At 74.3% G+C, this 20308-nt stretch carries 18 protein-coding genes; 5 read left to right on the top strand and 13 right to left on the bottom strand.

Annotation, left to right across the window (positions count from 1 at the left end; genetic code table 11):
* Positions 1–19: 19 nt before the first annotated feature.
* The gene (locus ACFY3U_RS13345) at positions 20–1585 is read right to left on the bottom strand and encodes an amidohydrolase (RefSeq protein WP_387199840.1); all 1566 of its coding nucleotides are present in this window, start codon (positions 1583–1585) and stop codon (positions 20–22) included.
* A gap of 5 nt (positions 1586–1590) precedes the next feature.
* Positions 1591–2640, bottom strand: coding sequence for a zinc-binding alcohol dehydrogenase (locus ACFY3U_RS13340; RefSeq protein WP_387199955.1), 1050 nt, complete (start codon positions 2638–2640; stop codon positions 1591–1593).
* A gap of 156 nt (positions 2641–2796) precedes the next feature.
* Between ACFY3U_RS13340 and ACFY3U_RS13335 the strand changes: the two genes are divergently transcribed.
* Positions 2797–4203 (top strand): KamA family radical SAM protein, encoded by a 1407-nt coding sequence (locus ACFY3U_RS13335; RefSeq protein ID WP_387199837.1) that lies wholly within the window; start codon positions 2797–2799, stop codon positions 4201–4203.
* A 54-nt stretch (positions 4204–4257) separates the two neighbouring features.
* On the opposite strand, the gene ACFY3U_RS13330 is transcribed toward ACFY3U_RS13335, so the two are convergent.
* Together ACFY3U_RS13330 and ACFY3U_RS13325 are read right to left on the bottom strand one after the other, a co-directional pair.
* Positions 4258–4593: a YnfA family protein gene (locus ACFY3U_RS13330; protein ID WP_387199834.1), complete on the bottom strand. Its 336-nt coding sequence runs from the start codon at positions 4591–4593 to the stop codon at positions 4258–4260.
* A gap of 65 nt (positions 4594–4658) precedes the next feature.
* Positions 4659–4853 carry a CsbD family protein gene (locus tag ACFY3U_RS13325; protein ID WP_387199831.1) on the bottom strand — a complete coding sequence of 65 codons (195 nt, stop codon included), beginning with the start codon at positions 4851–4853 and terminating at the stop codon, positions 4659–4661.
* A 211-nt stretch (positions 4854–5064) separates the two neighbouring features.
* Here ACFY3U_RS13325 and ACFY3U_RS13320 point away from each other — a divergent pair, with 211 nt between their 5' ends.
* Positions 5065–5631, top strand: a complete 567-nt coding sequence (locus tag ACFY3U_RS13320; RefSeq protein WP_387199829.1) for a histidine phosphatase family protein — start codon at positions 5065–5067, stop codon at positions 5629–5631.
* Between the two features lie 15 nt (positions 5632–5646).
* Here the strand turns inward: ACFY3U_RS13320 and ACFY3U_RS13315 are convergent, their stop codons facing one another.
* The 6 genes from ACFY3U_RS13315 to ACFY3U_RS13290 are packed head-to-tail and all read right to left on the bottom strand — an operon-like array spanning position 5647 to position 12574.
* Positions 5647–8019: an ATP-binding cassette domain-containing protein gene (locus ACFY3U_RS13315; protein WP_387199826.1), complete on the bottom strand. Its 2373-nt coding sequence runs from the start codon at positions 8017–8019 to the stop codon at positions 5647–5649.
* On the bottom strand, positions 8016–8501 hold the full coding sequence (locus tag ACFY3U_RS13310) for an Lrp/AsnC family transcriptional regulator (protein ID WP_387199823.1): 486 nt from the start codon (positions 8499–8501) through the stop codon (positions 8016–8018). Before ACFY3U_RS13310 ends, ACFY3U_RS13315 begins: the two co-directional genes overlap by 4 nt.
* A gap of 60 nt (positions 8502–8561) precedes the next feature.
* On the bottom strand, positions 8562–8777 hold the full coding sequence (locus ACFY3U_RS13305) for a DUF433 domain-containing protein (protein ID WP_387199820.1): 216 nt from the start codon (positions 8775–8777) through the stop codon (positions 8562–8564).
* A gap of 9 nt (positions 8778–8786) precedes the next feature.
* Positions 8787–9929 carry an acyl-CoA dehydrogenase family protein gene (locus ACFY3U_RS13300; RefSeq protein ID WP_387199817.1) on the bottom strand — a complete coding sequence of 381 codons (1143 nt, stop codon included), beginning with the start codon at positions 9927–9929 and terminating at the stop codon, positions 8787–8789.
* Positions 9926–11041, bottom strand: coding sequence for a M24 family metallopeptidase (locus ACFY3U_RS13295; RefSeq protein WP_387199814.1), 1116 nt, complete (start codon positions 11039–11041; stop codon positions 9926–9928). Before ACFY3U_RS13295 ends, ACFY3U_RS13300 begins: the two co-directional genes overlap by 4 nt.
* Before the next feature lie 48 nt (positions 11042–11089).
* Complete coding sequence (locus ACFY3U_RS13290) at positions 11090–12574, bottom strand: hypothetical protein (RefSeq protein WP_387199811.1); 1485 nt, start codon at positions 12572–12574, stop codon at positions 11090–11092.
* Between the two features lie 169 nt (positions 12575–12743).
* Here ACFY3U_RS13290 and ACFY3U_RS13285 point away from each other — a divergent pair, with 169 nt between their 5' ends.
* Both ACFY3U_RS13285 and ACFY3U_RS13280 read left to right on the top strand, forming a co-directional pair.
* Positions 12744–13769: an aldo/keto reductase gene (locus tag ACFY3U_RS13285; RefSeq protein WP_387199808.1), complete on the top strand. Its 1026-nt coding sequence runs from the start codon at positions 12744–12746 to the stop codon at positions 13767–13769.
* A gap of 181 nt (positions 13770–13950) precedes the next feature.
* The gene (locus ACFY3U_RS13280; RefSeq protein WP_387199806.1) at positions 13951–14298 is read left to right on the top strand and encodes a cupin domain-containing protein; all 348 of its coding nucleotides are present in this window, start codon (positions 13951–13953) and stop codon (positions 14296–14298) included.
* Here the strand turns inward: ACFY3U_RS13280 and ACFY3U_RS13275 are convergent.
* A complete protein-coding gene (locus ACFY3U_RS13275) occupies positions 14282–15355 on the bottom strand; it encodes a DUF4037 domain-containing protein (RefSeq protein ID WP_387199803.1) in 1074 nt (357 codons plus the stop codon). The genes ACFY3U_RS13280 and ACFY3U_RS13275 overlap by 17 nt on opposite strands.
* Positions 15356–15468: 113 nt before the next feature.
* Here ACFY3U_RS13275 and ACFY3U_RS13270 point away from each other — a divergent pair, with 113 nt between their 5' ends.
* On the top strand, positions 15469–16389 hold the full coding sequence (locus tag ACFY3U_RS13270; protein ID WP_387199800.1) for a 5'-3' exonuclease H3TH domain-containing protein: 921 nt from the start codon (positions 15469–15471) through the stop codon (positions 16387–16389).
* Positions 16390–16439: 50 nt separating this feature from the next.
* On the opposite strand, the gene ACFY3U_RS13265 is transcribed toward ACFY3U_RS13270, so the two are convergent.
* Together ACFY3U_RS13265 and ACFY3U_RS13260 are read right to left on the bottom strand one after the other, a co-directional pair.
* On the bottom strand, positions 16440–17333 hold the full coding sequence (locus ACFY3U_RS13265) for an MHYT domain-containing protein (protein ID WP_387199797.1): 894 nt from the start codon (positions 17331–17333) through the stop codon (positions 16440–16442).
* A gap of 166 nt (positions 17334–17499) precedes the next feature.
* Positions 17500–20301 carry a DEAD/DEAH box helicase gene (locus ACFY3U_RS13260; protein ID WP_387199794.1) on the bottom strand — a complete coding sequence of 934 codons (2802 nt, stop codon included), beginning with the start codon at positions 20299–20301 and terminating at the stop codon, positions 17500–17502.
* Positions 20302–20308: the final 7 nt, after the last annotated feature.

The following is a 20308-nucleotide window of genomic DNA, read 5'->3' as shown; positions in this document are numbered from 1 at the left end:
GGTCCGCTCGCAAGCTCGCTCACGACCCGCCTTCCTCATAGATGACCTCACCGCGCAGCACCGTGGCCCGGCACGTCGGCAACGGCGTCGGATCCCCCGCGCCCCGCAACTCCGGATCCTCGGCCTGCAACACCGGCAGACCCCGCTCCGCGCCCGCCGGGGTGTCCCACACCGCGAACGTCGCCGGCGCGCCCTTCGCGATCACACCCTCGCTGTCCAGGTGCACCGCCCGCCAACCACCCCGGGTGTGCGCGGCGAACGCCGCCCGCACACTCATCCGCTGCGCCGGATTGTGGTGCGCCACCGCCGCCCGCACCGACCCCCACGGATCCAACGGCGTCACCGGCGAATCCGACCCGAACGCCAACGCCACCCCGACCGAGTGCATCGCACCCATCGGGTTCGACTCCCACGACCGGTCCAACCCCAACCGCGACTCGTACATCCGACCCGCGCCACCCCACAACCGGTCGAACGCCGGCTGCATCGACGCCACGATCCCGTACTCCACGAACCCCGCGATCAACCGCTTGCTCATGATCTCCGCGTGCTCCACCCGGTGCCGGGCCGCCCGCAACCGGTCCGTGCCCAGCCGCGCCGCCGCCGCCGCGAACCCCTCCAGCACCGTCGCGATCGCCGCGTCACCGATCGCGTGGAACCCGCCCTGCATCCCGTGCGCCGCGCAGTCCACCAGATGGTCACGCACCTGCTCCGCGCTCAGGTAACCGTGCCCGCAGCCGTCGCCGTCCAGGTAGTCCCGCGACACGTGCGCCGTCCGCGACCCCAACGCCCCGTCCGCGAACAGGTCACCACCCGCGCCCACCGCACCCAGCTCCCGGGCCCGCGCCGCCCCCGACAACTCACCCCAGTACCCGTACACCTCCGGCAGACCCGCCCCCGAGACGCCCAACAGAGCGGTGAAGTCCTCCTCGTCGGAGATCTGCGGACCACCGCACTCGTGCACCGCCGCGATCCCCACCGACGCCGCGTGCGCCAACGCCACCCGCTGCGCCGCCACCCGCTGCGCCCGGGTCACCCCGGCCCGCGCCGCCGCCCGCACCACGTGGTGCGCGTCCCGGCGCAACCAACCCGACGCGTCGAAACCCGGCTGGACCGCCGCCTCCGGACACGCCGCCAGCAACGCCGCCGACACCAACGCCGAATGGATCGACGCCTGCGACAGGTACACCCGCCGGCCACCCGCCGCCCGGTCCAACTCCGCCGCGTCCGGCAACCGCCGCTCCGACCACGTCGACTCGTCCCAACCGTGCCCCAGCAACACCCCGTCCGCCGGCAACCCCGCCGCGAACGCCGACACCGCCGCCAGCAACTCACCCGCCGACCGCACCGCCGACAGATCCAGCCCCGACAGCACCAACCCGGTGTCCGTGGCGTGCACGTGCGCGTCCACGAACGCCGGCGTCACCAGCGCCCCACCCAGCTCCACCACCCGGTCCGCGGCCGGCGCGTCCGCGCCCGCGCCCAACCAGGCGATCCGGCCGTCCGCCACCAGCAGCGCCGTCGCGGTCGGCTCCGCCGGACAGTGCAACATTCCGCCGCGGTACAACGTCGAGGGGTTCGTCATGACACTCAGTCTGCCGCCAACCGGGACTCGAACAGACCACGGACCCCCGGCTCCGACCGCAACAACTCCAACGCCAGCTCCGCGTGCCCCGGCACGTACCCGTTGCCCACCAGCATCGTCACGTCCGCCGCCAGACCCTCCGCGCCCAACGCCGCCGCCGCGAAACTCGTCGCCATCGAGAAGAAGATCACCGTGCCGCCGTCCGCCGTGGCCAGCACCGCACCGTGCTCACACCCCGGCACGTCCACGCACACCACCGTCACGTCCGCCGGCGCGCCCAACGCGGTGGTCACCGCCGTCGACAACGCCACCGGATCCCGCGCGTCCGCCAACGCGACGCCCGACGCCAGACCGGCCCGCTCCAGCGCGTCCCGCTCCGCCGCCACCGGCACCACCCCGACCGTACGACCCGCGCCCGCCCGCCGCGCCGCGGCCAACGACAGCGACCCGCTCTTGCCGGCCCCACCGATCACCGCCACGTTCACCGGCGTCGGATCACCCGCCCGCTCCCGGCGCGCCACGTGCTCGGCCACCACCCGGGCGGTCAACGCGGGCGCCCCACACACGTCCAGCACCGCCAGCGACAGCTCCGGGTGCAGGTCCGCCGGCAGCACCGCCGCGATCGACCGGGCGAACAGGATCGCGTACCCGTCGCACGGCACCTGCTCGCTGCGCCCGTCCCAGCGGGCGAGGCCGTCGAGGATGGTCAGCGGGGTCAGCGTCAGCGACACCAGGGTGGCCACCCGGTCACCAACCCCCAGCTGAAGCGGGGAGCGGCGACCCGCCTCCTCCACGGTGCCGATCAGCATGCCGCCGGACCCGGTCACCGGATTCTGCATCTTGCCCCGGGTGGCGACGATGTCCAGCACCTCGGCCCGGACCTTCTCGCCGTCCCCGCCGTGCTTCTCCGACAGCTGGCGGAAGCTCGCCGCGTCCAGGTTCAGCCGCTCCACCCGGATGCGCACCTCGTTCGGCGCGATCCGCGGGTCGGCGTCCAACCGCCAGGCCGCCTGCGGCAGCACCCCCGCCGGCTCCACGACGCGGTGCAGACCCACCGGTGACGTCACCCCGACCTCCCCCTGTTCGGCCGCCCGAAGCCCTGGTCAGGACTCGCGTCGCGGGAAAACTTACGGCAGACTAATTTCTCCACCGGATATTTTCCAGTAGCCTTCGGGTCGCTGATCATCCACACCACGCACCGAGGAGGGGCCGTGACCCAGACCCAACCCGTGGAGACCATCCCCGGGCCCCGCCCCGCCCCGGTCGCCGTGCCGACCGCCGGCCAGCCCTACGAGTACCGCCGCAGCCCCCTGGTCGAACCCGACTGGACCCGCTTCCCCGGCTGGCGCCACGTCACCCGCGAGCAGTGGGAGAACGCCCAGTGGCAGCGGGTCAACTGCGTCAAGAACATCAAGCAGCTGCGCACCGTGCTCGGCGACACGGTCGACGAGACCTTCTACACCGACCTGGAGGCCGACCAGCAGGCGCTGGCCACCATGTCGATGCTGGTGCCGCCGCAGATGATCAACACGATGGTGCCGTTCGCCCCGATGACCACCGAGGCGTTCCTCGCCGACCCGATCCGGCGCTACATGATCCCGGTCGCATCCGACCGGCGCACCGACTGGCCGTCCCACCCGTACGCCAGCCGCGACAGCCTGCACGAGCACGACATGTGGGTCGCCGAAGGGCTCACCCACCGCTACCCCACCAAGGTCCTCGCCGAGCTGCTCTCCACCTGCCCCCAGTACTGCGGGCACTGCACCCGGATGGACCTGGTCGGCAACTCCACCCCCGTCGTCGACAAGCTCAAGCTCACCCTCAAGCCCGTCGACCGGTACGACGCCCACATCGCCTACCTCAAGGCCCACCCCGGCGTCCGCGACGTGGTCGTCTCCGGCGGCGACGTGGCCAACGTGCCGTGGAAGAACCTCGAGTCGTACCTGATGCGGCTGCTGGAGCTGGAGACGGTCCGCGACATCCGGCTCGCCACCAAGGCGCTGATGGGCCTGCCCCAGCACTGGCTCCAGCACGACGTGGTCGAGGGCCTGGAGCGGGTCGCCCGCACCGCCGCCCGGCGCGGCGTCAACCTCGCCATCCACACCCACGTCAACCACGCCCAGTCGATCACCCCGCTGGTCGCCACGGCCGCCCAGACCGCCCTCGACGTCGGCGTCCGCGACGTGCGCAACCAGGGCGTGCTCATGCGCGGCGTCAACGCCACCAGCGAGGACCTGCTCGACCTCTGCTTCGCCCTGCAGGGCGAAGCGGGGATCCTGCCGTACTACTTCTACATGTGCGACATGATCCCCAATGCGGAGCACTGGCGGGTCCCGGTCTGGCACGCCCAGCAGCTCCAGCACGACATCATGGGCTACCTGCCCGGCTACGCCACTCCGCGGATCGTCTGCGACGTCCCGTTCGTCGGCAAGCGCTGGGTGCACATGCTCACCGAGTACGACCGCGAGCGCGGCATCTCGTACTGGACCAAGAACTACCGCACCTCGATCGAGTCGGCCGACCTGGAGGCGCTCAACAAGCGCTACGCCTACTACGACCCGATCGACACCCTGCCCGAGGCCGGCCAGCAGTGGTGGGCCGCCCACCGCGACGACTGACCACGCTCGTCCGACGCCCGGTGACCGCATCCGGTCACCGGGCGTCATCGTGTCTCAGGCCCCGCGCGGGGCGTACATGATCACGGCCACGCCGAGCAGGCAGATCGCCGCCCCGCCCACGTCCCACCGGTCCGGGCGGAAGCCGTCCACCAGCATTCCCCAGGCCAGCGAGCCGGCCACGAAGACCCCGCCGTAGGCGGCCAGGATCCGGCCGAAGTTCGCGTCCGGCTGGAACGTCGCCACGAACCCGTAGGCCCCCAGCGCGATCACGCCGGCGGCGATCCACCACAGGCCCCGGTGCTCCCGCCAGCCCTGCCAGATCAGCCAGGCCCCGCCGATCTCGGCGAGCGCGGCGAGCACGAACAGCAGCAACGAGCGGACCACCAGCATCCGCGAAGGCTAGCGCGGGCGGCCCCCGGGGAATCCCCGAAGGCCGCCCGCGACGCGAAAAGCGGTCAGCGCCGCATCGCGTCCTTCGCCTCCTTGCCGGCCTGCTTCATGTCCTGACCGGCCTGCCGGGCCCGCGCCTCGCTCTGCTCCTGGGCGCCCTCGGCTCGCATCCGCTCGTTGTCGGTGACGTCGCCGATCCGCTCCTTGGCAACGCCGGACAGCTCCTGGGCCTTGCTCTTCGCCTTGTCGGTGAAGCTCATGTCGCCTCCTGTAGCTGCGGCGGTCCGGGCCGGTCGGCCCGCTCCCCTGGTGCGTCCCCGCTGCCCGGATCGACAAACCCGGGTCGTCACCGGCGATTGGTTTCGCTGTTGTGCGGCCTCGCACAACCTGCAGGGCATCCTAGGACAATAGGTTGTAACCGGGACGGGCGCTCGGCGGGCCGGGCGGACGGCCGGCTGGTTGACTGGGGACATGAGCGAGATCGTCCTGATCCGGCACGGCGAGACCACCTGGAGCGCCAGCCACCGGCACACCTCGTACACCGACCTGGAGCTGACCCCCGACGGCGAGCGGCAGGCCCGCGCGCTCGGCGGGGTGCTCGTCGGCCGGCGGTTCGCCCGGGTGCTGTCCAGCCCCCGGCTGCGCGCCCTGCGCACCGCGCAGCTCGCCGGCCTGACCGTGGACGACACCGACGACGACCTCGCGGAGTGGAACTACGGTGCCTACGAGGGCCGCACCACCGACGACATCCACGCCGACCGGCCGGAGTGGAACCTCTGGGAGGACGGCTGCCCCGGCGGCGAGTCCCCCGAGCAGATCGGCCAGCGGATCGACCGGCTGCTGACCCGGGTCACTCCCCTGCTGGAGCGCGGCAGCGTCGGCCTGGTCGGGCACGGGCACTGCCTGCGGGTGGTCGGCGCCCGCTGGATCGGCCTGCCCGCCTCCGGCGGTGGCAAGCTGCGGCTGGACACCGCCACCGTCAGCGTCCTCGGGTACGAGCACGGCCGCCCGGTCCTGCAGCGCTGGAACGGCGCCTGACCCGAACGGGTGCGCTCAGCCGGCCACGTACGCCGCGAGGTGCTCGCCGGTCAGGGTGGAGCGGGCCGCGACCAGGTCGGCGGGCGTGCCCTGGAAGACGATCCGGCCACCGTCGTGACCGGCGCCCGGGCCGAGGTCCACGATCCAGTCGGCGTGCGCCATCACCGCCTGGTGGTGCTCGACCACGATCACCGACTTGCCGCCGTCCACCAGCCGGTCCAGCAGCCCGAGCAGCTGCTCCACGTCGGCCAGGTGCAGGCCGCTGGTCGGCTCGTCCAGGACGTACACGCCGCCCTTTTCGCCGAGGTGGGTGGCGAGCTTCAGCCGCTGCCGCTCGCCACCGGAGAGCGTGGTCAGCGGCTGGCCGAGGGTCAGGTAGCCCAGCCCGACATCGGCGAGCCGGTCGAGCACCGCGTGCGCCGCCGGCGTACGGGCCTCCCCGTCGGCGAAGAACCGCTCGGCCTCGGCCACCGACATGGCCAGCACCTCGCTGATGTCCCGCCCGCCGAGGCGGTACTCCAGCACCGACGCCTGGAACCGCCGGCCCTCGCACTCCTCGCAGGTGGTGGCGACGCCGGCCATCATGGCCAGGTCGGTGTAGATCACCCCGGCGCCGTTGCAGGCCGGGCAGGCGCCCTCGGAGTTGGCGCTGAACAGCGCCGGCTTCACCCCGTTGGCCTTCGCGAACGCCTTGCGGATCGGGTCCAGCAGGCCGGTGTAGGTCGCCGGATTGCTCCGCCGCGAGCCGCGGATCGCGCCCTGGTCGATCGACACCACCCCGTCCCGGCCGGACACCGAGCCGTGGACCAGCGAGCTCTTGCCCGACCCGGCCACCCCGGTCACCACCACCAGCACGCCGAGCGGGAGGTCCACGTCGACGTCGCGCAGGTTGTGCGTGCTCGCGCCGCGCACCTCGAAGAAGCCGGTCGGCGGCCGGACGGACGACTTCAGCCGGGCCCGGTCGTCCAGGTGCCGCCCGGTCAGCGTGCCGCTGGCCCGCAGCCCGTCGACGGTGCCGGTGAACACCACCTCCCCGCCACTGGCGCCCGCGCCCGGGCCCAGGTCGACGACGTGGTCGGCGATCGCGATCGCCTCCGGCTTGTGCTCCACCACCAGCACGGTGTTGCCCTTGTCGCGCAGCCGCAGCAGCAGGTCGTTCATCCGCGCGATGTCGTGCGGGTGCAGCCCGACGGTCGGCTCGTCGAAGACGTACGTGACGTCGGTGAGCGAGGAGCCGAGGTGGCGGATCATCTTCGTCCGCTGCGCCTCCCCGCCGGAGAGGGTGCCGGCCGGCCGGTCGAGCGACAGGTAGCCCAGCCCGATCTCGGCGAACGAGTCGAGCAGGTGCTGCAGCCCGGTCAGCAGCGGCGCCACCGAGGGCTCCCGGATGCCCCGGACCCACTCGGCCAGGTCGGTGATCTGCATGGCGCAGGCGTCCGCGATGCTCCGGCCGTCGATCGTCGAGGAGCGGGCCGCCGCGCTGAGCCGGGTGCCGTCGCACTCCGGGCAGGTGGAGAACGTCACCGCCCGCTCGACGAAGGCGCGGATGTGCGGCTGCAGGGCGCCGACGTCCTTGGCCAGCATCGACTTCTGGATCTTCGGGATCAGCCCCTCGTAGGTGAGGTTGATCCCGTCGACCTTGATCCGGGTCGGCTCCTTGTGGAGCAGGTCCCGCAGCTCCTTCTTGGTGAACCGGCGGATCGGCTTGTCCGGGTCGAAGAACCCGCTGCCGCGGTAGATCCGGCCAAACCAGCCGTCCATGCTGTAGCCGGGAACCGTGATGGCGCCCTCGTTGAGCGATCTGCTGTCGTCGTACAGGGCGGTCAGGTCGATGTCGTTGACCGTGCCCATGCCCTCGCAGCGCGGGCACATGCCGCCGGTGATGCTGAAGCTGCGCCGCTCCTTCACCGTCTGCCCGCCGCGTTCCACCGTCACCGCACCCGCGCCGCTGATCGACGCGACGTTGAACGAGAACGCCTGTGGCGAGCCGATGTGCGGCTTGCCGAGCCGGCTGAACAGGATGCGCAGCATCGCGTTCGCGTCGGTGGCGGTGCCCACGGTGGAGCGTACGTTGGCGCCCATCCGTTCCTGGTCGACGATGATCGCGGTGGTCAGCCCCTCGAGCAGGTCGACGTCGGGGCGGGCCAGCGTCGGCATGAAGCCCTGCACGAACGCGCTGTACGTCTCGTTGATCAGTCGCTGCGACTCGGCGGCGACGGTGCCGAAGACCAGCGAGCTCTTGCCCGAGCCGGAGACCCCGGTGAACACCGTCAGCCGGCGCTTCGGGATCTCGACGTCGACGTCGCGCAGGTTGTTGACCCGGGCGCCGTGCACCCGGATCACGTCCCGGGTGTCCGCCACGTGCCCGGCCTTCGTCGCCCCGCTCACGTCGCCTCCAACCGGTTGCGGCCGCGCACCGGCTCGCCGGTGCCGATCTTCGGTGGTCGTCCCTCGTACGGGGTGGACAACACCACCGTGGTCCGGGTGGTGACGTTGGCGGCGGTGCGGATCTCCTGCAGCACCCGTTCCAGGTCGGCCGGGCTGGCCACCCGCACCAGCAGCAGGTAGAAGTCCTCGCCCGCGACGGAGTAGCAGGAGTCGATCTCGGGCAGGTGGGCCAGCCGTTCCGGCGCGTCGTCCGGCTGCGACGGGTCGAACGGGCGGATCGCCACGAACGCGCTCAGCGGCAGGTCCAACGCCTCGAACGACACCCGCGCGGTGTACCCGGTGATCACCCCGCGCTGCTCCAGCCGGCGCACCCGCTGGTGCACCGCGGAGACCGACAGGCCGACCTTCTCGGCCAGGTCCGTGTACGACAGCCGCCCGTCCGCGGTCAACGCGGCGACGATGGCCTGGTCGATCTCCTCCACGGCAGGGAACCTACCCGCTGGAGCGCTGGCGGGCGAGGACGGGCCCGCCGGGCGTGACGCTCAGCGGGCCGACCGGTCGCGCACCGCGTCCGCGGCGAAGGTCAGCACCTCGACCAGATCCTCCTCGTCGAGGAAGGGCAGATCGGTGAGGATGTCGGTGACGGACATCCCGTCGGCCATCATCGCCAGCAGGGTGGCCACCGGGATCCGGGACTGCCGCACGCAGGGCGCGCCGCCCATCACCTCGGGGTCGATGGTGATCCGGGGGAAGGTCACCGGGACAGGCTAGCCCTTCGCCAGCGCGCGGGAGATGACCAGCCGCTGGATCTGGTTGGTGCCCTCGACGATCTGCAGCACCTTCGCCTCCCGCAGGTACCGCTCGACCGGGTGGTCGACGACGTAGCCGGCGCCGCCGAGCACCTGCACCGCGTCCGTGGTCACCCGCATCGCCGTGTCGGTGGCGAACAGCTTCGCCTTGGCCGCCTCGATCGAGTACGGCCGGCCGGCGTCGCGCAGCCGCGCGGCGGCCAGCGTGAGCGCCCGGGCGGCGGAGATCTGGGTGGCCAGGTCGGCGAGGTTGAAGCCGAGCCCCTGGAAGTCGACGATCGCCCGGCCGAACTGCCGGCGTTCCCGGGCGTAGCCGACCGCGTAGTCCAGCGCGGCCTGGGCCAGCCCGACCGCGCAGGCGGCGATGCCGAGCCGGCCCGAGTCCAGGGCGGCCATCGCGATGCCGAAGCCGGCGCCCTCGCCGCCGATCAGCCGGTCGGCGGGCACCCGGGCGTCGTCGAACACCACCTGGGCCACCGGTGAGGCGTGCAGGCCCATGGTCCGCTCGGCCGCCTGGGGCAGGATGCCGGGAGTGCCGCGGTCGGCCAGCAGGCAGGAGATGCCCTTCGGGCCGGGGCCACCGGTGCGGCAGAAGATGTTGTAGAAGTCGGCCACCCGGGCGTGGGTGATCCACGCCTTGGTGCCGGTCACCACGTAGTCGTCGCCGTCGCGGACCGCCTTCGTGGTCATCGCCGCGGCGTCCGAGCCGCCCTGTGGCTCACTGAGGCAGTACGCCCCGAGCAGCTCGCCGCCGAGCATGTCCGGCAGCAGCGCCCGCTGCGCGTCGGTGCCGAACGCAGCGAGCGGGTAACAGGACAGGGTGTGCACGCTGACCGCCTCGGCGACGGCGAGCCAGCGGCTGGCGAGCACCTCCAGCACCTGCAGGTAGACCTCGTACGGCTGGGCGGCGCCGCCGTGCTCCTCGGCGTACGGCAGGCCCAGCAGGCCGGCCCGGCCCAGCGTGCGCAGCACCTCGCGGGGGAACTCGGCGCGCTGCTCGAAGTCGGCGGCCCGGGACGCGAGCTCCCGGTCGGCCAGCTCGGTGGCGAGGTCCAGCAGGTCGTGGGCCTCGTCGGTGGGGAGGATCCGGTCGACGGTCATAGCGCGATGAGCTCCGTGGGGGTGGTGTTGAGCCGTTGCCCGCCGTCCGGGGTGCAGACGACGATGTCCTCGATCCGGGCGCCGTGCCGCCCGGCCAGGTAGATGCCCGGTTCGACGGAGAACGCCATGCCGGGCTCCAGCGGCCGGACGGCGCCGGCCACGACGTAGGGCTCCTCGTGGGTGTCGAGGCCGATGCCGTGCCCGGTGCGGTGCAGGAACGCCGGGCCGTACCCGGCGGCGGTGATCGGCGCCCGGGCGGCCGCGTCGACCGCCTCGGCGGTGACCCCGGGGGCGACCGCGGCGACGGCGGCCCGCTGGGCGGCCGCCAGCACGGCGTAGTACTCGACGAACTCGCCCGGGGCGGCGCCGCCCACGACGTAGGTCCGGGTGGAGTCGGAGCGGTAGCCCGACGGCATGGTGCCGCCGATGTCCACCACCACCGGCTCGCCGGCGCCGATCGGCCGGTCGGAGGTGCCGTGGTGCGGGCTGGCGCCGTTCGGGCCGGCGGCCACGATGACGAAGTCGACGGTCTCGTGGCCGGCCGCCCGGATCGCGGCGGCGATGTCGGCGGCCACCTCCGCCTCGGTGCGCCCCGGGCGCAGCCATTCGCCCATCCGGGCGTGCACCGCGTCGATCGCGGCGCCGGCCGCGGCGAGCGCCGCGACCTCGGCCGGGGACTTGCGGATCCGCAGCGCGCCCAGCACCTCGCCGGCGAGCCGCTGGGTCGCGCCGGGCAGCGCCGCGCGCAGGGCGAGCACCTGCTCGGCCCACATCCGGTCGGCCAGGCCGACCGATGCCACCGGCCCACCGAGGGCGGCGACGACCAGCGGGTACGGGTCGGTGCCGTCGGCGTGGTCGACGATCCGCACCCCGGTGGCCGGCGCCGGGGACGCCTCGGCCGCCGGGCGCTCCAGGGTGGGCACGATCAGCGTCGGCTCGCCCTCGGCCGGCAGCACCAGGCAGGTCAGCCGCTCCCCCGCGTGCGCGGGGTAACCGGTCAGGTAGCGCAGGTCGGAGCCCGGGGTGAGCAGCAGCGCGTCCAGCCCGGCGGCGGCGGTGGCCGCGCGGGCGGCGGCGAGCCGGTCCGGCGGGTAGAGCGCGGCGAGGTCCACCCGGTCAGCTTAACGGTCGTTCGGGTCGGGACCCAGCCCGGCCGCCGGTCAGCCTCGGGCGCCGCCCAGGCCGAGCAGGACGGCCAGGCCGAGGGCGCTGCGCGGGGCGTACGGCACCCGCCAGAGGCCGCCGTGCGCCGCCGCGTACGCCTCGTCCCGCCACGGCTGCGGCTGCGCCGGCCCACCCCCGGTACGCAGGTCGTGCACCAGCAGCGCGGCCATCAGCGTGTTGCTGGTGGCCGGCTCGAACACCTCGATGCCGAACCGGTGCGCCCCCGCGTAGGCGGCAGCCAGCGCGCGGTTGCGCAGCACCGACCGGGTCCGGGTCGGCGGGGCGACGGTGAACGACACGGTGGCGCCTGCGTCCCTCTCCACCGTGGCCCGCCACCGCTGCAACCGCTTGGCCAGCGCGTAGTTCGGCCCCTGCTGCGGCACCAGGCTGTCGTTGATCCCCGGGTCGGCGCCGGGCGGGTAGTTGCGGTGCAGCAGCCGCCCGCCCGAGGCGACCCGCAGCGACCGGCGCAGCCAGCCGCGCTCGGCGTACCCGCGCTCCGCGTGCGCGACGGCCTCGGCCGGGACGGCGAAGACGTCGGTGGGGGTGGCCAGGAAGGCCAGCGCCACGTCGTCCCGGCGGCGGCGCAGCTCGACGGTGAGCGCGTCGACCGCGGCGGCCACCCGGACGTTGGTGGCGCCGTCGGCGTACACGTAGTTGCCGAGCACCAGCCGGCCGTCGAGGCCGCCCAGCCAGTCCGCCACCTGCGGCAGCCGGTGCAGCAGGTCCGCGCCCGCGCCGGCGGCCAGCGCCGCGTCCCCCGAGGTGCCGTTCGGGCCGGCGGAACCGGCGGCGCCGGGGCGGACCGGGAGGTGCAGGCGGCCGCCGTACCGGTGGGCGATCCGCAGCACCCGACGCCACAGCTCCGGCCGGGGCAGGTCCACCGCCACCACCTCGCCGCCCCAGCGCAGCACCGACGGCAGCGGGCCCATCTCGGCGCCCGCGCCCAGCACCACCACCCGCTGGTCGCGCAGGTCGAGCCAGTCCGGGTTGGCCTGCACCGCGCTCACCGCCTCCGCGCAGGACGGCTCCACCACCCCGGCGGCCACCCAGGCGTCCAGCCGCCGGCGCAGGTCGTCGCCGCGCAACCGCTGCCCCCGGTACGGCAGGGACAGCTCCCGCTCGACCGGCCCCGCGCCGGTGACCGTGGCCGTCTCCAGCGGATCGCCGCCGCCGGTGGCGAAGGCCTCGGCCAGGGCGGTCTCCCGGCCGTCGTCGCCGATCACCGTCATCCGGGAGTGCAGCGAGGCCAGCCCGTCCCGGGCCACGGTGAGCGCGGCGTCCCGGGACAGCAGCCCCGCCTCCACCAGCCGGCGGAAGTGACCGAGGTAGTGGTGCCGCCAGTCCGTCTCGTGCTCGGCCGCCCGGGCGCCCACCGGGTCGACGGCGCGCAGCGCGTCGGCGACCACGGCGCGGCCGAGCGCACTCGTGCTGCGGCCCTCGCCGGTACGCGGGAACACCACTCCGCTCGGACCCGCCACGGTGACCACCCTCCTCGCCGCCCGCGGCACTCCCCGCCGCGGCTGACCACTCTGCCGCACCCGCCGCCCGCCCGCAGGGCGGGCCCGCTCCACCGCCCGCAGGGCGGCGCGCTGCGGCGGGCCCGGGTCGGTGGAAGGATCGGCGGGAAGTCGAACCCGAGAGGACATCATGCGTTACCGCACCCTGGGCGCCACCGGAACGGTGGTGTCGAACCTCTGCCTCGGCACGATGACCTTCGGCGCGGAGACCGACGAGAAGGGCAGCTTCGCCCAGCTGGACCGGTTCGTCGAGGCCGGCGGCACCTTCGTCGACACCGCCGACGTCTACTCCGCCGGCGTCTCCGAGGAGATCGTCGGGCGTTGGCTGCGGGACCGGCCGGGCATGCGCGACCGGGTGGTGATCGCCACCAAGGGCCGCTTCCCGATGGGTCCCGGCCCGAACGACGCCGGCCTGTCCCGGGTGCACCTCACCCGGGCGCTGGACGCCAGCCTGACCCGGCTCGGCGTGGACGCCGTGGACCTCTACCAGGCGCACGCCTGGGACCCGCTGACGCCGATCGAGGAGACGCTGCGCTTCTTCGACGACGCGGTCCGCGCCGGCAAGATCCGCTACGCCGGGGTCAGCAACTTCACCGGCTGGCAGCTGCAGAAGGCGGCGCTGCTCACCCAGCACCTGCACCTGGCCCCGATCGTCACCCTGCAACCGCAGTACAGCCTGCTCGTCCGGGAGATCGAGTTCGAGCTGGTGCCGGTGTGCGAGAACGAGGGCATCGGCATCCTGCCCTGGTCGCCGCTGGGCGGCGGCTGGCTCACCGGCAAGTACCAGCGGGACACCGCCCCGACCGGGGCCACCCGGCTCGGCGAGGACCCGGAGCGCGGCGTCGAGGCGTACGCCGGGCGCAACGCGCAGGAGCGCACCTGGCGGGTGCTCGACGCCGTCCGCGAGGTGGCCGGGCAGCGCGGGGTGTCCATGTCGGCGGTGGCCCTCGCCTGGCTGGCCGAGCGGCCCGCGGTCACCTCGGTGATCCTCGGCGCCCGCACCACCGAGCAGCTCGACGACAACCTCACCGCCGCGGACCTGGTGCTCGACCCGGAGCAGACCCGACTGCTCGACGAGGCCAGCACGCCACCGGCCGCCGACTACCCGTACGGCGGGCCGGGCGTACGCCAGCGCGGCCGGGACCTGCCGGCCTGACCGACCGCTCGGGCGGGACGCGGTCCGCCGCGTCCCGCCCAGCGGCGCCGGTCCGGCCCCGACGCCGATCCGCGGTCCCGACGGGGCTAGGCGTTGGCCGGTCGGACCGGTCGCCCGCGGGCTACCGTGCGGAGAGTCGGGCGCCCGCTCCGGGGCGGCCGGGACGGTCGGGGGGACGGCGATGAACCAGGGACCGGGCGGGCAGGCCGCCACCATCACGCGGACCGAGCTGCAGCGGGCGGCGGCGTCCGCGCCCGGCCGGTTGATCGTCCAGACGCTGTTCCAGATCCCGGTGGGCCAGGCGTCCGGCCGGCACCACCACCCGGGTGAGGAGGTCGGCTACCTCATCCAGGGCCGGGTGGACATGGAGTTCGACGACCGCCCGACGCTGCGCATCGCGGCCGGCGAACCGTTCCTCATCCCGCCGGGCGTGGTGCACAACGCCCGCAACGTCGGCGACGTGGAGACCAGGATGCTCTCCACGTACCTGGTCGACGAGAACCAGCCGCTGGTCACCAACTGCGGCTGAGCGCCGCCGCGACCGGCCCGAACCGGTCGGCGCGGGTGAGCACCTCCACCGCGTCCACGTACTGGTCCACCGCGCCGAGCGGCGGCCGGGCCCGCAGCGCCGGGTCGGTGATGGCGTCGCGCAGCGCGGTGGCGAACCGGCCCGCGTCGAGCACCTGGAACGGCCGGCCGTGGAACGGGCGCACCCCCGGGTCGAGCGGCGGGGCCAGGCCGGCGTCGTTGGTCCAGCCGGCCACCGCCGCCAGCGCCCGGCCCAGGCCGGCCTCCCGAGCCGGCCAGTCGGCCGCCGCGAGGGCGTCGGACAGCGCCGCGACCACCGGCGCCGCCGCCGGCAGCCGGCCGAAGACCGTCCCCAGCCACTTGTCGTACGGGGGAAAGCGGCGGTGCAGCAGCAGACCCAGCCGCATCAGGTCCCGGGCCAGCCCGGCGGTCACCACCCGGCTGCCCAGGTCGTCGCCCACCTCCGCGCACCGGCCGGGCAGGTGCTCGGCGTGCCCGACCCGGGTCCAGCAGGCGGCCAGCACGTGCCGCCAGACGTCGTCCGGGTACCAGGCCAGCCGGGCCCGGGCGGCGGTGAGCGCGCCGTCGAGCCCGTCGTGGCAGACCACCCCGCCGGTCAGCTCGGCCAGCCGCTGGGTGGGCGCGGACAGCCAGTCGGCGGTCGTCACCCCGTCGGCCGGGTCGAAGCCGAGCCGTTCGCGCAGCCAGTCGCCCCGCTCGTCGACGCTGACGCCGTGCCGGTCGCCGGTCGGGTCGGCCACCCCGAGGCGGGCGGCGTCCCCGGCGAACCGGGTCGGCCAGCCCAGGAACTCGGCCGGCAGGCCCGCGTCCAGCACCGCCCGCACCGGCGGCACGTCGGCCGGGTCGGCGACGAAGACGTTCAGCCGTGGCCCCCAGTCGTGGTCGGTGGACCGGTCGGTGTCCAGCCCGAGCAGCTCGGAGCCGCCGTCGAGCAGACCCGCGGCGTACCGCAGCCCCGGCAACCGACGAGCCAGCAGCGGGCCGACGACCTCGGCGTGGAAGCGGCGGGCGAGCGCCAGCCCGGGTAGGAAGCTCATCCGGGCAGTCTGCCGGCCGCCCGGGTGGCCGCCCAGCGGTTTGTCGCACCGGGCGCAGCGGGCCGCGTCGCGGCGTCACCCGCTCGTCGGAGGGTTGTGCCAGGCTGTCCCCCGTGGCAGACCAACCCCCGATCCTGCTGATCGACGCGCCCAGCCTCTACTTCCGGGCCTACTTCGGCATCCCCGAGTCGGCCGCGAAGACCGACGACGGCCAGCCGGTCAACGCCGTGCGCGGCTTCCTCGACATGCTCGCCCAGCTCATCCGCACCCGCCAGCCGGACCGGATGGTCTGCGCGCTGGACTACGACTGGCGGCCCGCCTGGCGGGTGGAGCTGCTGCCGTCGTACAAGGCGCACCGGGTGGCGCCGCAGGGCGGCGAGGTGGTGCCGGACACCCTCTCCCCGCAGGTGCCGATGATCCTCGAGGTGCTGGCGGCGGTCGGCATCACCGCGACCGGGGCCGACGGTTACGAGGCCGACGACGTGCTCGGCACCCTGTCGGTGACCCAGCCCGGGCCGGTCGAGGTGGTCTCCGGCGACCGGGACCTGTTCCAGCTGGTCGACGACGCCCGGCCGGTGCGGCTGCTCTACATCGGTCGCGGGGTGGCCAAGCTGGACGACTGCGACGACGCCGCGGTGCGCACCCGGTACGGCGTGCCGGCCGACCTGTACGCCGACTTCGCCGCGCTGCGCGGGGACCCGAGCGACGGGCTGCCCGGGGTGCCGGGGGTCGGTGAGAAGACCGCCGCCCGGCTGATCGACCGGTACGGCGGCCTGCCCGGCATCCTCGCCGCGCTGGACGACCCGGGCTCCGGTTTCGCGCCCGGCCTGCGCGGCAAGCTGGACGCCGCCCGGGACTACCTGGCCGTCGCGCCGACCGTGGTGCGGGTGGCGCTGGACGTACCGCTGCCGGAGCTGCCCACCGCGCTGCCGATCGCGCCGGCGGACCCGGACCGGCTGCTGGAGCTGGCGCAGCGGTGGAACCTGGCCGGCTCCTGCCGGCGGCTGGTGGACGCGCTGGCCGCCCGTTCCTGATCACCGCCGGGGCGGCCGCGCGGCGGCCGGAAGGCCGCCGCGCGCGTCGGTCAGCGGCCCCCGGGGTCGGAGCCGCGGCGCGACGGGAACGGGGTGCCCGGCTGTCCCAGGGTGGACCGAGCGCGCAGGCCCACCGGGTCCGGGGCGGGCTCCGGGGTGGCCGCGGTGTGCTCGGCGCCGGCCCACCGGGCGTCCAGGTACGCCGCGCCGGCCCGGTCGTCGTCGGTGGGCGCGGCCAGCAGGGCGTAGACCAGCCCGACCACCACGAAGATGACCGCGAGGATGATCGGCACCAGCAGGGTGCTCACCCCGGCGCCGGTGAGCTCGCCCTCGCGGGGGTGCAGGTGCACCGAGAGGGCGGTCATGCCGGTGAAGTGCATGCCGTTCACCGCGACGCCCATCACCAGGGCGGACGCGGCGATCGCCGGCGCCCGCCGGACGGTCATCGCCAGCCAGAGCGCCGCGGTGGCCGCGACCAGGGCGATCACCACGGACAGCGCGACCCGGGTGCGGTCGTAGCGCAGATCGCCGTCGAGCCGCATGGCGGCCATGCCGGTGTAGTGCATGGCGGCCACGCCCGCGCCGGTGAACAGGCCGCCGACCAGCAGCCGCACCGGGCGCAGCCGGCCGGTGCCGACGATGGCCAGCCCGATGGCGACCCCGACCACGGCGATCACCGTGCTGGCCACGGTCAGCGGCACGTCGTACCGGATCCGGGTGCCCTGCACGGCGAAGCCGAGCATCGCCATGAAGTGCATGGCCCAGATGGCGGTGCCGCCGATCGCCCAGGCGGCGAGCGTCCCCCACCACATTTTCTGGCCGGAGGTCGGCGCGGTCCGGATCCGGCCGGCGCAGACCAGGCCGAGGGACGAGCCGAGCACGGACAACGCGTAGCTCAGCGCGGGCGTGATCCACCCGTACTCAAAGTGATTGATCTCCGCCACGGCGGCACTTCCTCCCCCTGATTACCGGCGCGTAGAAACCGCGCCCGGGCAATGATCGGGTAGGCCCGGAGCAGGCAGGACACCACCCCCCGAGGTTTCGTGGGGTGCCGCGGGGGTGACGCAGCGATGCGTCGATTCCCGGCCGGCGGGTGACCGAAAGTGACGATCAGGCGGAGGCGTGGTAGGCCAGCACACCCCGGTTGACGGTGGCGATCGCCTGGCGGGCGGTGGCCCGCAGCTCGGCCGACGCGCCGCCGGAGTCGGCGAGCTGACCGAGCAGGTCGACCACCTGCCGGGCCCACCGCACGAAGTCGCCGGCGGGCATCTCGCCGTCGATCTCGTGCCCGCTGGCCAGCACCTTGGCCAGTGCCTCGCCGCGGGCCCACCGGTAGATCGGCCAGGCGAAGCCGAGATCCGGCTCCCGAGTGGCGGTGAGGCCGCGGTTCGCCTCGTCGGCCTCGATCTCACCCCACAGCTTGAGCGTCTCCTCGACCGCGTCGGCGACCGCGCCGCGCGGCAGCGACGCCCGCTCGTCGACGTCCCGGCGGGCCTCGAAGACCACCACCGACACCGCCGAGGCCAGCTCGGCCGGGGACAGCCCGTCCCAGACCCCGCGGCGCAGGCACTCGGCGACCAGCAGGTCCGCCTCGGTCCAGATCCGGCCGAGCATCCGCCCGGCGTCGGTCACCCCGCCGTCGGTGGACAGGTAGCCGCGCGCGGTGAGCAGCGCGACGATCCGGTCGAAGGTGCGGGCCAGCGAGCCGGTCCGCCCGGAGACCCGCTGCCGCAGCTCCTCGGTGTCGATCTCCAGCCGGCGGCGGCGCTCCGCCCAGCGGGCGTGCTCCTCCCGCTCCGGGCAGGCGTGGCACGGGTGGTTACGCAGCTCGGTGCGCAGCTGGCTGAGCCGGTGGTCCTCGCCGGCGGCCTGCCGGCTGCGGCCGCCGCGCCGCCCGCCGTGCCGATCCAGGCCGGTGCCGCTGACCTCGGCGGCCAGGTCCCGCCGGGCGGCGGGCGAGCGGTGGTTGAAGTGCTTCGGCACCCGGATGCGGGCCAGCACCTCGGCCGGGGTGGTGAAGTCGCCCGGGCTGACCCGACCGGCCCAGCGGTCCTGGGTGAGCACCAGCGGGCGGGGCTCGCCGAAGCCGCCGGTTGCCGGGTCGAGCACCACGGCCAGGCCGGCCCGCCGCCCGGACGGCACCCGGATCACGTCACCCACCCGCAGCCGCTCCAGCGACGCCACCGCCGCCGCCTTGCGCTGGGTCTGCCCCTGCCGGGCGATGGACCGCTCCCGGTCGGCGATCGCCACCCGCAGCCCGAAGTACTCGTCGAAGTCACCGTGGTGGCAGGCCGACTCGGCGGCGTACGCCTCGATGGTCTCGGTGTTGCGCTGCACCTGGCGGGCCAGGCCGACCACCGAGCGGTCCGCCTGGAACTGCGCGAACGAGGACTCCAGCAGCTCCCGGGCCGGCTGAGCGCCGACCGTGCCGACCAGGTTGACCGCCATGTTGTACGACGGGCGGAAGCTCGACCGCAGCGGGTAGGTGCGGGTGGAGGCGAGCCCCGCCACGTGCCGCGGGTCGGTCTCGGGTGACCAGACCACCACCGCGTGCCCCTCGACGTCGATGCCGCGTCGCCCGGCCCGCCCGGTGAGCTGGGTGTACTCCCCCGGGGTCAGGTCGACGTGCGCCTCGCCGTTGTACTTGACCAGCCGTTCCAGCACCACGCAGCGGGCCGGCATGTTGATGCCCAGCGCCAGGGTCTCGGTGGCGAAGACCGCCTTGACCAGGCCGCGGACGAACAGCTCCTCGACGACCTCCTTGAACACCGGCAGCATCCCGGCGTGGTGGGCGGCCAGGCCGCGCTCCAGCCCGTCGAGCCACTCCCAGTAGCCCAGCACGGTCAGGTCCTCGCCGGGGATCGCGGTGACCTTGCGCTCCACCACCTCGCGGATCTCCGCGCGCTCCTCGGCGGAGGTGAGCCGCAGGCCGGCCGCGAGGCACTGCTGCACGGCGGCGGCGCAGCCGGCCCGGCTGAAGATGAACAGGATCGCCGGGAGCAAGCCCTCCCGGTCCAGTCGCTCGACGATGTCCGGGCGCATCGGCCCGCGCCAGCGGGGGCCGCGCCGGCCGCCGCCGGGGCCGGCGCTGCGGCCCTCGCCCAGCTCCAGCCGGCGCATCGTGTCCCGGGTGTAGCGCAGCAGCTCCGGGTGCACGTCGTGCTTGCGCGCCGCGTCCGCGTCGTGGAACAGGTCGAACATCCGCTTGCCGACCAGCATGTGCTGCCACAGCGGCACCGGCCGGTGCTCGCTGACCACCACCGCGGTCTCGCCGCGCACGGTGACCAGCCAGTCGGCGAACTCCTCGGCGTTGGAGACGGTGGCCGACAGCGAGACCAGGGTGACCGACTCCGGCAGGTGGATGATCACCTCTTCCCAGACCCCGCCGCGGAACCGGTCGGCGAGGTAGTGCACCTCGTCCATCACCACGTACGCCAGGCCCTCCAGGGTGCTGGAGCCGGCGTAGAGCATGTTGCGCAGCACCTCGGTGGTCATCACCACCACGGGCGCGTCGCCGTTGATCGCGTTGTCGCCGGTGAGCAGGCCGACCTGCGCGGCGCCGTACCGGTCGACCAGGTCGTGGTACTTCTGATTGGACAGCGCCTTGATCGGGGTGGTGTAGAAGCACTTGCGCCGGGGCGCCGCTGGCTGGTCGCCGTCGGCGGCCGCCGGCCGGTCGGGGGTGCCGCGCAGCGCCAGGTGTACGGCGAACTCGCCGACCACGGTCTTGCCGGCGCCGGTCGGGGCGCACACCAGCACCCCGCTGCCCCGCTCCAGCGACTGGCACGCCTCCCGCTGGAAGTCGTCGAGATCGAACCCCAACTCGGAGGCGAACTCGTCCAGCGCCGGGAACTGAGAGGCCTGCGCGGCCCGGCGGCGCGCCGCGGCGTACCGCTCGGCGGGGCTCGACATGGATCCA

This window comes from Micromonospora sp. NPDC000089 (assembly GCF_042899365.1).
In the GTDB taxonomy this organism is placed as follows: domain Bacteria; phylum Actinomycetota; class Actinomycetes; order Mycobacteriales; family Micromonosporaceae; genus Micromonospora.
Note: the sequence above shows the minus strand (reverse complement) of the source record. Positions and strands in the feature narration are given on the sequence as shown.

Excerpts from the sequence above, each read along its gene's own strand:
- ACFY3U_RS13345 (WP_387199840.1), bottom strand. The coding sequence starts at position 1,585 with ATGACGAACCCCTCGACGTTGTACCGCGGCGGAATGTTGCACTGTCCG.
- ACFY3U_RS13330 (WP_387199834.1), bottom strand. The coding sequence starts at position 4,593 with ATGCTGGTGGTCCGCTCGTTGCTGCTGTTCGTGCTCGCCGCGCTCGCC.
- ACFY3U_RS13325 (WP_387199831.1), bottom strand. The coding sequence starts at position 4,853 with ATGAGCTTCACCGACAAGGCGAAGAGCAAGGCCCAGGAGCTGTCCGGC.
- ACFY3U_RS13320 (WP_387199829.1), top strand. The coding sequence starts at position 5,065 with ATGAGCGAGATCGTCCTGATCCGGCACGGCGAGACCACCTGGAGCGCC.
- ACFY3U_RS13300 (WP_387199817.1), bottom strand. The coding sequence starts at position 9,929 with ATGACCGTCGACCGGATCCTCCCCACCGACGAGGCCCACGACCTGCTG.
- ACFY3U_RS13285 (WP_387199808.1), top strand. The coding sequence starts at position 12,744 with ATGCGTTACCGCACCCTGGGCGCCACCGGAACGGTGGTGTCGAACCTC.
- ACFY3U_RS13280 (WP_387199806.1), top strand. The coding sequence starts at position 13,951 with ATGAACCAGGGACCGGGCGGGCAGGCCGCCACCATCACGCGGACCGAG.
- ACFY3U_RS13275 (WP_387199803.1), bottom strand. The coding sequence starts at position 15,355 with ATGAGCTTCCTACCCGGGCTGGCGCTCGCCCGCCGCTTCCACGCCGAG.
- ACFY3U_RS13260 (WP_387199794.1), bottom strand. The coding sequence starts at position 20,301 with ATGTCGAGCCCCGCCGAGCGGTACGCCGCGGCGCGCCGCCGGGCCGCG.